The organism is Candidatus Allofournierella excrementigallinarum (genome assembly GCF_944388085.1).
In the GTDB taxonomy this organism is placed as follows: Bacteria; Bacillota; Clostridia; order Oscillospirales; family Ruminococcaceae; genus Allofournierella_A; species Allofournierella_A excrementigallinarum.
Genome location: NZ_CALXHK010000052.1, coordinates 1 through 13,442, shown reverse-complemented (window position 1 = coordinate 13,442; position 13,442 = coordinate 1). Strand labels below are relative to the sequence as shown.

General features: G+C 65.9%; 11 protein-coding genes. 5 read left to right on the top strand and 6 right to left on the bottom strand.

What is annotated here, in order from left to right:
• A partial coding sequence (locus ACH2AT_RS09150; RefSeq protein WP_394965417.1) for an NAD(P)H-hydrate dehydratase occupies nt 1-287 on the top strand: 287 nt, incomplete at its 5' end.
• A 194-nt stretch (nt 288-481) separates the two neighbouring features.
• Entirely contained in the window at nt 482-1,249 is a 768-nt protein-coding gene (locus ACH2AT_RS09145) for a GNAT family N-acetyltransferase (protein ID WP_394965415.1), read from the top strand.
• A gap of 63 nt (nt 1,250-1,312) precedes the next feature.
• Here ACH2AT_RS09145 and ACH2AT_RS09140 read toward each other — a convergent pair whose 3' ends face one another.
• Nucleotides 1,313-2,038 carry a ZIP family metal transporter gene (locus tag ACH2AT_RS09140; protein WP_394965413.1) on the bottom strand — a complete coding sequence of 242 codons (726 nt, stop codon included), beginning with the start codon at nt 2,036-2,038 and terminating at the stop codon, nt 1,313-1,315.
• A 114-nt stretch (nt 2,039-2,152) separates the two neighbouring features.
• Nucleotides 2,153-2,644: a hypothetical protein gene (locus ACH2AT_RS09135; protein ID WP_394965411.1), complete on the bottom strand. Its 492-nt coding sequence runs from the start codon at nt 2,642-2,644 to the stop codon at nt 2,153-2,155.
• 114 nt (nt 2,645-2,758) lie between these two features.
• On the opposite strand from ACH2AT_RS09135, the gene ACH2AT_RS09130 reads away from it, so the two are divergent.
• Complete coding sequence (locus ACH2AT_RS09130) at nt 2,759-3,988, top strand: class I SAM-dependent rRNA methyltransferase (protein WP_394965409.1); 1,230 nt, start codon at nt 2,759-2,761, stop codon at nt 3,986-3,988.
• Nucleotides 3,989-4,076: 88 nt separating this feature from the next.
• Entirely contained in the window at nt 4,077-6,167 is a 2,091-nt protein-coding gene (locus ACH2AT_RS09125; RefSeq protein ID WP_394965407.1) for a glutamine synthetase III, read from the top strand.
• 53 nt (nt 6,168-6,220) lie between these two features.
• Here the strand turns inward: ACH2AT_RS09125 and ACH2AT_RS09120 are convergent, their stop codons facing one another.
• The 4 genes from ACH2AT_RS09120 to ACH2AT_RS09105 form a co-directional block, all read right to left on the bottom strand.
• Nucleotides 6,221-7,216: an exonuclease domain-containing protein gene (locus tag ACH2AT_RS09120; protein ID WP_394965405.1), complete on the bottom strand. Its 996-nt coding sequence runs from the start codon at nt 7,214-7,216 to the stop codon at nt 6,221-6,223.
• Nucleotides 7,217-7,278: 62 nt separating this feature from the next.
• Nucleotides 7,279-8,604 carry a 2-hydroxyglutaryl-CoA dehydratase gene (locus tag ACH2AT_RS09115; RefSeq protein WP_394965403.1) on the bottom strand — a complete coding sequence of 442 codons (1,326 nt, stop codon included), beginning with the start codon at nt 8,602-8,604 and terminating at the stop codon, nt 7,279-7,281.
• A gap of 4 nt (nt 8,605-8,608) precedes the next feature.
• A complete protein-coding gene (locus tag ACH2AT_RS09110) occupies nt 8,609-11,530 on the bottom strand; it encodes an acyl-CoA dehydratase activase (protein WP_394965401.1) in 2,922 nt (973 codons plus the stop codon).
• A gap of 126 nt (nt 11,531-11,656) precedes the next feature.
• Nucleotides 11,657-12,526 (bottom strand): YitT family protein, encoded by an 870-nt coding sequence (locus tag ACH2AT_RS09105; RefSeq protein ID WP_394965399.1) that lies wholly within the window; start codon nt 12,524-12,526, stop codon nt 11,657-11,659.
• Between the two features lie 240 nt (nt 12,527-12,766).
• On the opposite strand from ACH2AT_RS09105, the gene ACH2AT_RS09100 reads away from it, so the two are divergent.
• Nucleotides 12,767-13,442: glutamate--tRNA ligase family protein (locus tag ACH2AT_RS09100; RefSeq protein ID WP_394965397.1), on the top strand; the 676-nt coding region annotated here is incomplete at its 3' end.

Genomic DNA, 13,442 nt, shown 5'->3' with positions numbered 1-13,442 from the left:
TGGTGCTGAAAGGCCCCCGCACGCTCGGGGCGGGGCCGCAGGGCGGAGTGTTCGTGAACCCCACCGGGAACCCCGGCCTTTCCCGGGGCGGCAGCGGGGACATCCTTGCAGGCATGATCGCCGGCCTTGCGGCCCAGGGCCTTCCGCCCCTGGACGCGGCGGTGTGCGGCGTGTGGCTGCACGGGGCGGCGGCGGACCAGTGCGCGAAGCGCCTGGGCCAGTACGGCATGCTGCCCCACGACCTCTTCGCCGACCTGGGGGCCCTCTTCGCCGCCGCAGAGCGGTGATGAAAGGCAAAAAAAGCGGAGCGCGGCGTTCCCGGCGTGCGCCGGCAAGGAAGCGCCGGGCGCTGCCGGGGCCGGACGGTTCGCAGGCATGGATGCCAAATAAGCCGGGGCGCCGTTTCACAACGAGGCGGCGCGCCTGGTTTGTGCATATCCCGTGCAATGCCGAAAGCGTCTTGAAGGATCGGAGCAGGCTTATGACGAATCGTGAAATGCTTGAAATCGCCATGAGGCAGTCCGCAGAGGACCTGGGATGCCGCGAGGCGGATCTCGCGGCAGGCAGAAATGTGGCCGTGCCTTTAAAAATGGGAAAGAACGCCCGGAAATATTTGAAACGGCCCATCACCTGCAGCCTTGTTTCCTATGGGAATAATGTCGTGGCCGCTTCAATCTGCGAGACGTTTGCTCTGGTGCGCGAGTACATCGGGAAGTTTGAGTTTTACCACTGTTTTGAAACGCCGAATATGCACTGGCTGAATGAACGCCTGGCCGAAAAAGGGCATAAAATATGCTTTATGGCGGAATATTATCTGCCAGACGCAGGCAGGATGCCGCTCCTTTCCTGCGCTTACGAAACGCGCCTGCTGGAGCCGGAAGATTTTGAAGGGCTGTATCTGCCGGAATGGAGCAATGCGCTTTGCAAAGAGCGCAGGCATCTGGATGTGCTTGGAGCCGGCGCATACGATGGGAGCGCGCTGGTCGGGTTGGCCGCCTGTTCCGCGGATTGCGAAGAGATGTGGCAGATCGGCGTGGATGTTCTGCCGGAATACAGGCGGCGGGGCATTGCCTCTGCGCTGACGAGCGCGCTGGCAAGGGAGATCCTGAACCGGAACAAAGTGCCGTTTTATTGCGCGGCCTGGTCAAACATACGGTCAGCCAGGAATGCCGTCAAATGCGGCTTTGTTCCGGCTTGGGTGGAAATGACCGCAAAGCCCGCCGCCATCGTGGATGAAATGAATCTTTAAGCCCCCCACCCGCCGAAGAAAAAAGAATGGGCCGCGTTCTTTTCGGAACGCGGCCCCCGTTTTTCATCCCAGCAGGGCGCTCAATGCCAGCATGCCCCCGAAGCCCAGAGCGGCGCACGCCGCCCCCCGGCCCCCTTCGCCCCGGGCGGCGGGGGCCAGCTGCCGGGCCACCGTGAGGGCCATGGTGCCCGCCGCCGCGCCCATCAGCCAGGGCAGCGCCGGCGCAAGCCGCACCGCCAGCGCCCCCGCCAGCGCCGCCCCCGCCAGCTCCACCAGGCCGCTGGCCGCCCCCGCCGCGAAGGCCGCCCGCCGGGAGGCCCCCGCCGCCCGCAGCGGCAGGCTGACGGCCGCGCCCTCGGGGAAGTTCTGCACTCCCAGCCCCAGGCTGAAAGCGAGGGCCCCCGCGGCCCCCGCCCCCTCCCCCGAAGCGGCCAGCGCCCCGGCAAGGCCCGCCGCCATGCCCTGGGGCAGGTTGTAGAAGGCGCTGGCCAGCACAAGGCCCGCCGCGCCTTTCTTCCGGGTGACGCGCCCGGCCAGCGGCCCCAGCGCCGCCAACGCCGCCGCGCCCGCAAAAAAGCCCGCCAGCGCCGCCGGCCAGCCGCCCTCTTCCGCGGCGGGCAGCAGCAGGCCGAACAGCCCCGCCCCCAGCATGATGCCCGCCGAAAGCCCCATGGCCCCCCGCCCCGGGCCGGCAGTGCGCCGCCCGGTCAAAAACACCGTCCCCGCGCCCAGCGCCGTGCACAGGCAGGGCACAAGGTCCATCCATACAGCCGCCGCGATCCGGTGCAACTCCCTCGACCCCCTTTTCCTCCACTGTATACAGAAAGGGGGAAAAGGGTGCCTGTTTCGGGCGGCAAAAACCGCCCCGCGCTGCGCGGAGCGGTTTTGTCATGGGCGGGCGGTTCAGCCCTCGCCTCTCGTCTTTGCCCAGTAGTCGGCCATGCTCCGGCCCTTCTCGCCGGTGACCTCCCGGCCGAGATACTCCCGCAGCGCGCCGGGCTTCCAGGCAAGGGCCTGGGCCTCCGAGGCAAACTCCACCTCGGCGTAGAAAAACTCGGTGGCCATGCCCGCGTCCACCCGGTTCACCTCCAGGGTGAGGCCGCCCGCCAGGGGGTAGCGGCGCTGTTCCTTGTGGATGAGGGGCTTGCCGATGAGTTCCTCCAGCTGAAGGAACAGCCCCCGCTCGATGGGCGTTTCGATCTCGGTGCGGGAAAGCCCCCCCGGCCCCGCCTTGCCCTTGAAGCAGAGGATATATTCCACGCCCGCCTCGTCCGCCTCCTCCCGGATGCGCACGGTGGGCCGCAGGGCGATGTAGCCCTGGCGCATGCGCAGGGTGCGCACCGGTTCCAGGCCCCGGGGCCAGTCTTTCACCAGCCATTTGCGTTCTATTTCCATGGTTTTGCGTCTCCTTTTCCGGCCCGTGCCCTTGCCGTGGGCCCCGCGAGCCGCTATACTGAAATGGTACCATTATTATAACCGGTTTTCAACCGATATGAGGGAGCCCTTGTTATGAAAGCTGAACGATGCTATCCCGCCTACACCGTCACCCCCAAGGCCGAGGCCGCCATCCTGAAAGGCCACCCCTGGGTCTACGCCGACGAGATCGCCGCCGCCCCCGCCCCGCCGCCGGAAAACGGCGCGGTGGTGGACGTGCTCAGCCGCAAGGGGCGGTATCTGGGCAGCGGCCTGCTCAGCGAGGCCAGCAAGATCAGAGTCCGGCTTTTGAGCCGCAACGCCAACGACCGCTTCGACGAAGATTTCTGGCGGCGGCGCATCCAGTACGCCTGGGCCTACCGCAAGGCCGTCTACCCGCCGGAGGACCTTGCCTGCTGCCGGGTGGTGTTCGGCGAGGCGGACGGCCTGCCCGGCCTGACGGTGGATCGCTTCGGGCCCCTCCTGTCGGTGCAGATCCTCTCCTACGGCATGGAAAAGCGCCGCGAGATGCTGGCCCGGCTGCTGGTGGAGACGCTGGCCGCCGACGGCGAGACCATTCAGGGGGTTTTTCTGCGCAACGACGCCAGCCTGCGGGAAAAAGAGGGCCTGGCCCAGGGCAAGGGCTGGCTGGAGGCGCCGGGCCTTTGCCACCCGGAGAAGGCCGAGACCATCATCACTGAAAACGGCGTGCGCTACCATGTGGACGTGGAGAACGGGCAGAAGACCGGCTTTTTCCTGGACCAGAAGCTCAACCGCCGCCGGGTGGCCCAGCTGGCAAAAGGCCGCCGGGTGCTGGACTGCTTCACCCACACCGGCAGCTTTGCTTTGAACGCCGCTTTCGGCGGGGCCGAGCATGTGACGGCGGTGGACGTGAGCGGGGCGGCGGTGGAGATGGCCCGCCAAAACGCAATCCTCAACGGCCTGGAAGGCCGGATGGACTTCGTCTGCGCCGACGTGTTCGACCTGCTGCCTTCCCTGGAGGGCAGGCACGGTTACGACTTCATCATCCTGGACCCGCCCGCCTTCACCAAGGCCCGCAAAACGGCGGCAAACGCCATGCGGGGCTACAAGGAGATCAACTACCGGGCCATGAAGCTGCTGCCAAGGGGCGGCATCCTGGCCACCGCCAGCTGCAGCCACTTTGCCACCCCCGCCATGTTCGAGGCCATGCTGGCCGAGGCGGCGCGGGACGCCGGGCGGCAGCTGCGGCAGATCGAGGCCCGCCAGCAGGCCCCCGACCACCCCATTCTGTGGAACGTGGAGGAGACGAACTACCTTAAATTCTATCTCTTCCAGGTGGTGTGAGGGCGGCAAAACCGTTGACAGCGCCCGCCGCGCCGCCGTATAATTCATCACATAAGTTTTGCCGCGCCGCGGCAGGGAGGAACCGACCATGCCCCATCCGAATCCGAAGGAAGTGTACGGCTCGCTGGTGTTCAACGAGCATGTGATGAAAGAGCGGCTGCCCGCCGCCACCTACAGGAGCCTCAAGGCCACCCTGCAGAAGGGCCAGCCCCTGGACATCGAGCTGGCCAACGTGGTGGCCAGCTTCATGCGGGACTGGGCCATCGAGAAGGGCGCCACCCACTACACCCACTGGTTCCAGTCCCTCACCGGCATCACCAGCGAAAAGCACGACAGCTTCATCAGCCCCATGAAGGACGGCACCGCCATCATGGAGTTTTCCGGCAAGGAGCTGGTGCGGGGCGAGTCGGACGCTTCCAGCTTCCCCTCCGGCGGCCTGCGGGCCACCGCCGAGGCCAGGGGCTACACCACCTGGGACCCCACCAGCTACGCCTTTGTGAAGGACGGCACTTTGTGCATCCCCACCGCTTTTTGCAGCTGGACGGGGGAGGCGCTGGACGAAAAAACGCCCCTTCTGCGCAGCATGAAGGCGGTGAGCGACCAGGCCTGCCGCATTTTGAAGCTGTTCGGCAAGGACATCGCCCATGTGGACGTGACCGTGGGGCTGGAGCAGGAGTATTTCCTCATCAAAAAAGAGCACTACGAGCAGCGGGAGGACCTCATCCTCACCGGCCGCACCCTCTTCGGCGCGGCCCCCGCCAAGGGCCAGGAACTGGAGGAGCACTACTTCGGCGCGCTGCGCCCGGAGGTGAGCGCCTTCATGCACGAGCTGGACGAGGAGCTGTGGAAGCTGGGCGTGGGCGCAAAGACCAAGCACAACGAGGTGGCCCCCGCCCAGCACGAGCTGGCCCCCCTCTTCGACCGCTGCAACGTGGCGGTGGACCACAACCTGCTGACCATGGAATTCATGCGCCGGCTGGCCCCGAAGCACGGCCTTGTGTGCCTGCTGCACGAAAAGCCCTTTGAGGGGGTCAACGGCTCCGGCAAGCACAACAACTGGTCGCTGAGCGCCCCCGGCATGAACCTGCTGGACCCCGGCGACACCCCCATGGATAACCTCCAGTTCCTCATCTTCTTCGCCGCCGTCATCCGCGCGGTGGACGAGTATCAGGACCTGCTTCGCATGTGCATCGCCTCGGCGGGCAACGAGCACCGCCTGGGCGGCAACGAGGCGCCGCCGGCCATCGTGTCGGTGTTCGTGGGCGACGACCTGGCCGCCATCCTGGACGCCATCGCCTCCGACAGCCGGTACGTGGCCCCCGAGGCCGCCAAGATCGACCTGGGCGTGGACGTGCTGCCCAAGTTCGCGAAAGACACCACCGACCGCAACCGCACCAGCCCCTTCGCCTTCACCGGCAACAAGTTCGAGTTCCGCATGCCCGGCTCCTCCGCCAACATGTCCGACGCGAACACCGTGCTGAACACGGCGGTGGCCAAGGAGCTGAAGGGCTATGCCGACGAGCTGGAGCAGGCCGAAGACTTCGACACCGCCGTCATCGCGCTGGTCAAGCGCACCATCCGAGACCACAAGCGGGTCATCTTCAACGGCAACGGCTACTCCAAGGAGTGGGAGGAGGAGGCCGCCCGCCGCGGCCTTGGCTCCACCCCCGCCGCCTCCGACGCATTGGAGGCCATGATCGCCCCCAAAAACCTGGAGCTGTTCCGCATGATGGGCGTGCTCAGCGAGACCGAGGCCCGCAGCCGCTACGAGGTGAAGCTGGAAAACTACGCCAAGGTGCGCCACATCGAGGCCGGCACCATGATGGAGATGACCCGCCGCCAGCTGGTGCCCGCCGCCTGCGCCTACATGACCGGCCTGGCCAACGGCATCGCCGCCAAGAAGGCCGCCTGCCCCGGCATCAGCTGCAAGGCGGAGGAGAAGGCCCTGCGCCAGCTGACCAACTACACCGACGCCATGAGCGACGCCGCCGACCGCCTGGAAGCCCAGGTGGAGGCCGCCGAGGCCATGACCGACGCGCTGGCGGAGGCCAAAGCCTACCACGACCAGGTGCTGCCCGCCATGCAGGCCCTGCGGGCCGCCGCCGACGCGGCGGAGGGCATCTGCGGCCGGGACTATTGGCCCCTGCCCAGCTACAGCACCATGCTGTTCTATGTGTGAGCCCAAAGAAAAAGGGAGCGGCCCGCGGGCCGCTCCCTTTTTTGCCATTATCATCACCGCCCCGCGTTTTTCACCCGCTCGGCGGCCTGGGCCGCCTCCTTTTCCGCACGGCGCTTGGCCCGGGCGATGGCGGCCTTCTTGTCCTTCTCCCAGCGGGCGGCCTGGGCCTCGTCCGCCGGCTCGGTGGCCCGGGCGAAGGTGTGGTGCAGCCCGTCCGAGCGCATCCGCCGCAGCCAGATGAGCACCGGGCCGTGGGCGGCGCAGCGGCCCATGGAATACAGGCTGTTGTTTCCCTTGCGCAGCCACCAGTCCCCCTCGTTGGGGGCGAGGGGCGCGCCGCACTCGGGGCACACCGCCCGGCGCATGGCCTCATCGGTGAGCCACGCTTCGCCGTCGGCGCAGCCCCGCCAGAGGGTGAAGTCGCGGCGGCGGCTGCCCTCCGGGCAGGTGAGGGCCCGCAGCTGCTCCTCCTCGCCGGGATACTCCGCCAGGGCCTTGTCCAGGTCGATGAAGGCGCACACCTTCGCGGTGTAGACCGCGTCGGCCAGCGCGTCGTGGAAGGCCTCGTCCTTCTCGATGCCCAGGCGCTCCACCACGCTCTCCAGCGTCATGCTCTCCCCCTCGGCCCGGGGCCGCTGGCTGAGGAAGGCCCGCTGCAGGTCGTACCAGGTGTGGGGCCAGCTTTCGTCCAGCCCCGCCAGCACCAGGTTCTGCTTGAGCACCGGCACATCGTCCTGGCCCCACTCGCCCAGCGCCGCGTCGGGGCCGCACCAGTCCATGAAGCGGCGCAGGCCCTCGGCCACGGGCACCCCCGCCGCCAGGTCCTTCTGGGTCAGGCCGGTGACCTTGGCCACATGGTGGTGGAGCTTGGGGAAAATTCTGGGCCGCATGGTCACGGTGAAGGTGCCGGTGATCTGGCCGCCTTCCACCTTTGCCGCGCCGATCTGGATGATCTCGCCCCGCAAGGTCTGCTCCGCGCCCTGGTAACGGAAGGTCTTGGGCGCGTAACCCATGTTCCACTCCATGTCAAATACGATCAGCTGGGCCATTTGTCTCTCGTTCCTCTCACGGCACGGGGCGGACAAAACGCCCGCCCCGCTCCAAAGTTATTTTACAGATAGGCCGGCACGGCCTTTTCGCCCGCGGCCACCGGTTCGGCCAGCGAGGGGGCGGCGGGGGCGGCGGCTTCGTCCAGCCGCTCCTTGGCCACGCTGAGCATCAGTTTGATGCGGTTCTCCTGGTTCACCGGCGTGGCGCTGGGGTCATAGTCGATGGGGGTGATGTTGGCGGTGGGGTAGATGGCCCGGATGCGGCTGATCATGCCCTTGCCGCAGATGTGGTTGGGCAGGCAGCCAAAGGGCTGGGCGCAGACGATGTTCTCGTAGCCGCTGGTGACCAGCTCCACCATCTCGGCGGTGAGCAGCCAGCCCTCGCCCATCTTGTTGCCCCGGCTGATGATGCCGTCGGCCATGGTGCGCAGTTCCAAAAAGGGCGCGGGGGCGTGGAAGCCCGCCGCCTTCATGGCGGCGCCCGCCGCCCGCTCGATGCCGTCCATATACTTCAGCAGCGCCTCCGAGCCCCAGACGGCGGCCCTGGAGCCGCCATAGAAGCGCACGGTGTCGCCCATGTTGCTGATGCAGTACTGCACGAAGCCCAAAAGGCCCGGCAGGTTCACCTCGCACCCTTCGCTTGCCAAAAATTCCTCCAGCCGGTTGTTGCCCAGAGGCGAATACTTGACGTAGATTTCGCCCACGACGCCCACCTTCACCTTGGGCGTCCGCTCCACGGGAATGGCGGCGTAGTCGGCGGCGATGGCGGGGAACAGCTTTTTCATCGCGCCCGCCGAGATGTTCCGGCCATTGAGGAAATCCTCCCGCAGGCGGCCCAGCCACCGGTCGGTGAGGGCCGCGGCCGCGCCTTTTTCCTTTTCATAAGGGGCGGTCTGGTTGCGCAGGGCCATCAAAAGGTCGCCGTAGACGATGGCCGCCAGCGCCATGCGCAGAAGGGGCAGGGTCATCTGGAAGCCCGAGTCCTTCTCAAGGCCGGAGAAGTTCAGGCTGGCCACCGGGATGCGGCCGTAGCCCGCGCGGTCCAGCGCCTTGCGCAGAAGGTGGATGTAGTTGGAGGCCCGGCAGCCGCCGCCCGTCTGGGTGATGAGCAGGGCGGTGTGGTCCAGGTCGTACTTGCCGCTGTTTAAGGCGTCCAGGAACTGGCCGATGACCAGCAGCGCCGGGTAGCAGGTGTCGTTGTGGACGTATTTCAGGCCCAGCTGGGCCACCTGGCTGCCGCAGTTGCCCAAGATCTCGGTGCGGTAGCCCTCCTTTTCCAGCGCCGCCTGCAGCAGGGTGAACTGCACCGGGGCCATGTTGGGGATGAGGATGGTGTGGGTCTTTTTCATTTGGGGCGTAAAGCGCGGGTAATTCAGTGCGTTCTCCATCGTCTCATTCCCCCTTTCTTTGCTTTTCGTCCAGCGCGGCGAAGAGGCTGCGCAGGCGGATGTTCACCGCGCCGAGGTTGGTGATCTCGTCGATCTTCAGCTGGGTGTACAGCTTGCCCCCCGCCTGCAGGATGCTGCGGGTCTCGTCGGTGGTGATGGCGTCCACCCCGCAGCCGAAGCTCACCAGCTGCACCAGGTCCATGTCCGGCTGGGTGGTGCAGTATTTGGCCGCGGCGTAAAGCCGGGAGTGGTAGGTCCACTGGTTGAGCACGGTGGTGGGAAATTTCTCCATGTGCCAGGCCACGCTGTCCTCGGTGACGACCGCCGCGCCGTGCCGGCAGATCAGGCCGTCGATGCCGTGGTTGACCTCCGGGTCCACATGGTAGGGCCGCCCCGCCAGCACGATGATGCGCTTGCCCGCCGCCCGGGCGCTTTGGATGATCTGGGCGCCCTTGTCCCGCAGGCGCTGCATGTGGCCGCGGTATTCGGCATAGCCCAGGTCGGCGGCTTTTGCAACCTCTTCCTTATCAATGCCCTTAAAGTATTTTTTGAGAATAAAATACATTTTGTTTTTAAAATCCGCCGGGCGGTGCAGGCCCACGAAGTCGTCGATGAAGGGGATGGAAGCCAGCTCGGGGCAGTTGACCTCCAGCACTTCGGGGTAGTAGGCCACCACCGGGCAGTTGTAGTGGTTGTCGCCCAGGCGCTCGTCGATGTTGTAGCTCATGCAGGGGTAGAAGATGGCGTCCACACCCATCTCGCTGAGGGCCTTGATGTGGCCGTGGGCAAGTTTTGCGGGGAAGCACACCGTGTCGCTGGGGATGCTGGCCTGGCCGGCGGTATAAAGCGCCCGGTCGGAAGCAGGGCTGGTGACGACGGCAAAGCCCAGGGAGGTGAAGAAGGCGTGCCAGAAGGGCAGCAGCTCGTACATGTTCAGGCACAGGGGGATGCCGATGCGGCCCCGGGGACCCTCCACCGGCTTGTAGCCCGCCAGCAGGTTCTGCTTGTAACGGTAGAGGTTGAGGGAATCGTCGCCGCCGGCGGCCCCGCCGCTCACCGGGTGCTCGCAGCGGTTGCCGCTGATGAGCCGCCGCCCGCCGGCGAAGGTGTTGATGGTGAGCTGGCAGTGGTTGGTGCAGCCGCCGCACTGCACGGTGCGGGTGGTCTGGCTGAACGCCGCCAGCTCCTCAGGGCCCAGCACGGTGCTCCTCTGGCCGGGTTTTGCGGTGGCGCGGCCGTGGAGCGCCGCGCCGAAGGCGCCCATCAGGCCGGCGATGTCCGGCCGGATGACCTCCACGCCCATCTCCTTTTCAAAGGCGCGCAGCACCGCCTCGTTGTAGAAGGTGCCGCCCTGCACCACGATGTGGCGGCCCAGCTCCTCGGGGCTGGAGGCGCGGATGACTTTATACAGGGCGTTCTTGACCACGCTGATGGACAGGCCCGCCGAGATGTTCTGGATGGACGCGCCGTCCTTCTGGGCCTGCTTGACGCTGGAGTTCATGAACACGGTGCAGCGGCTGCCCAGGTCCACCGGGCGGTCGGCAAAGAGGCCCAGGGCCGCGAACTCCTTCACGTCGTAGCCCAGCGCCTCGGCGAAGGTCTGCAAAAAGCTGCCGCAGCCGGAGGAGCAGGCCTCGTTGAGGAAGATGTCGCTGATGGCCCCGTCCTCGATCTTGAAGCACTTCATATCCTGGCCGCCGATGTCGATGATGAAGTCCACCTCGGGCAGAAAGTGGCGGGCGGCGGTGAAATGGGCCACCGTCTCCACCACGCCGGCGTCGGCGTTAAAGGCGTGCTGGATGAGGGCTTCGCCATAGCCGGTGGTGGTGACGCTGGCCACCTCCAGGCCCGGATGGTCGGCGTAGAGCTTTTGCAGCACTTCCTTTACCAGCGGCACCGGGTTGCCCAGGTTCGGCTGGTAGCTGGTGAACAGAAGGTTCGCGTCCTGGTCGATGACCGCCAGCTTCACGGTGGTGGAGCCGGAGTCGATGCCGATGTGCACCGGGCCGCAGCCGGCGGCAAAGGGCACATGGGGCACGCTGGCTTTCAGGTGCCTCGCATGGAAGGCCTCGTATTCCTCCTTCGAGGCAAACAGGGGCGGCTCGCTGGCCCAATTGCCGGCGGCGGCGTTGTGTTCCACCGCCTGGGCCACCTGGGCCAGGTTGAACTGCTTGTCGGCATAGAAGGCCGCGCCCAGCGCCACGAAGTGCAGGCTGTGTTCGGGGCACAGGCCCGCGACCCCCAGGGTTTTGTCAAAGGTCTGGCGCAGCACGCTGTTGAAGGTGAGCGGCCCGCCCAGATACAGAATGTTGCCCTTGATGGCCCGCCCCTGGGCCAGGCCGGCGATGGTCTGGTTGACCACCGCGCCGTAGATGGAGGCGGCGATGTCCCCCGCCGCCGCGCCCTGGTTGATGAGGGGCTGGATGTCGCTCTTGGCGAACACGCCGCAGCGGCTGGCGATGGTGTAGGTGCGTTTGGCGGTGGCCGCGGCGGCGTTCAGCTCCTCCGGGCTCATCTTCAGCAGGGTGGCCATCTGGTCGATGAAGGCCCCGGTGCCGCCGGCGCAGCTGCCGTTCATGCGCACCTCGGTGCCGCCGGTGAGGAAGAGGATCTTGGCGTCCTCGCCCCCCAGCTCGATGATGACGTCGGTGCCCGGCGCGAGGCGCTTTGCCGCCACGCGGGTGGCGAACACCTCCTGCACGAAGGGCACGCCGCAGCTTCCGGCCAGGCCCATGCCCGCCGAGCCGGAGATGGCAAGCCAGGCGGGGCGCCCGCCCAGCCGGGTGTGCACCTGCTCCAGAATTTCCTTTGCTTTTTCGGTGATGTGGCTTCCGTGGCGCTCGTAGGTGTCAAAGATCACCTCGTCCGCGTCGTTCAGAACCACACATTTGATGGTAGTGGAACCAATGTCCAGACCAACGCGCATTTGATCTCCTCTTTCTTTGATAAGACGCGCCCTGCCCCGTGGCGAGGACGCGAAAACAGCAAAACAGTTTGATTATAACAGACAAATTTGAAAAATGTTTGAATCCGGGGGATGTTGCCAGCTTCCTCACAGCGAACGGAACCCCTTGCCCACGATCTCGGAGGAATTGACGATGGTGAGAAAGGCGGTGGGGTCCGCCCGGCGCAGATGGTTGCGCAGGGCCACCGCCTGCCGCCGGGTGAGCACGGTGGTGAACACCTGTTCCTCCTTGCCGGTGTAGGCGCCGCGGGCGGTGTAGACCGTGGCGCTGCGGTTCAGCTTTTCCAGGATAAAGGCCTTCAGGTCCTCGGGGCGGGAGGTGATGACGGTGATGACCTTGCGCTGGTTGAAGCCCTCGATCATGCTGTCCACCACAAAGGCCTTGGCAAAGGTGCCCAGCATGCAGTACAGGCCGGTGGCGACGCCGTAGATCCCGCCCGCCCACACGGCGATGGCCAGGTCGGACACCAGCAGCGCACGCCCCACCTCGAGGCCGGTGTATTTGGAGAGGATCATGGCCACGATGTCGGTGCCGCCGGTGGAGGCGCCCACGTTGAACACGATGGCGCTGCCCACGGCGGGCAGGACCACCGCAAAGCACAGCTCCAGCATGGTGTCGTCGGTGAAGGGGCGGGGCATGGGGTACGCCTTTTCCAGCGCCGAAACGAAGGCGGACAGGGCAAAGGAGGAATAGATGGTCACGCCCATGGTTTTTGCGCCCAGGAACACAAGGCCCAGCGCCACCAGCGCCGCGTTGATGATGAACAGCGCGCCGCCCACGTTGAGGCCGGGGAACAGGCTCGCCAGGATGATGGACACGCCGCTGGTGCCGCCCATGGCGAAGTGGTTGGGGGTTTTGAACAGGTGGATGCCCGCCGCCGAGAAGAACAGGCCCAGGTTCAAAAGCAGCGCGTAAACGGCAAAATCTTTTGTGAGGAATCTTGGTTTGTGATGCATAGGATGCACGACCCGCTTTCTTTGTGTCGGGGGGCGGGCCGGGCGCGAAACGCGCCAAAACCGCCCACTGCCCCAGTATCTGTAATAAAGTATCATACATCCCCCTTTTTTGTCAAACCCCGCGGGCGCGGGCGGCGGTTTTATGTTGCAATCGAAGAAAAAATCCTGTAAAATGGTACAGATAATGAAACGCCGGCGGCCCTGCCGGCGTTCGGACAGTTTTCGAGGAGGGGCAAGCCCATGGAAAAGCCCAGCAATTTTCTCACCGAGATCATCGACGCGGACCTGGCCGAAGGCCGGGTGAAAGAGATCCACACCCGTTTCCCGCCGGAGCCCAACGGCTATCTGCACATCGGCAGCGCCAAGGCCATCTGGATCAACTGGGGCATCGCCACCGCCTACGGCGGCAAGTTCAACCTGCGCTATGACGACACCAACCCCGTGCGGGAGGACGACGAATACGTCAAGAGCATCGAGGAGGACCTGCGCTGGCTGGGCGCCATCCCCAACGGCGGCATCTACTACGGCAGCGATTATTTCGAGCAGTGCTACCAGTACGCCGAGCAGCTCATCAAGGAGGGCAAGGCCTACGTGTGCGACCTCTCCCGCGAACAGATGCAGGAGTACCGGGGCACGCTGACCGAGCCGGGCCGGCCCAGCCCCTGGCGCGAGCGTTCGGTGGAGGAGAACCTGGACCTTTTCCGCCGCATGCGCGCCGGCGAATTCGCCGACGGCAGCCGCACCCTGCGGGCCAAGATCGACATGGCCAGCCCCAACATGAACATGCGCGACCCGGCCATCTACCGCATCGTGCGGGCCCACCACCACCGCCAGGGTGACGCCTGGTGCATCTACCCGCTCTACGACTTCGCCCACCCCATCCAGGACGCCATCGAGGGCATCACCCACAGCATGT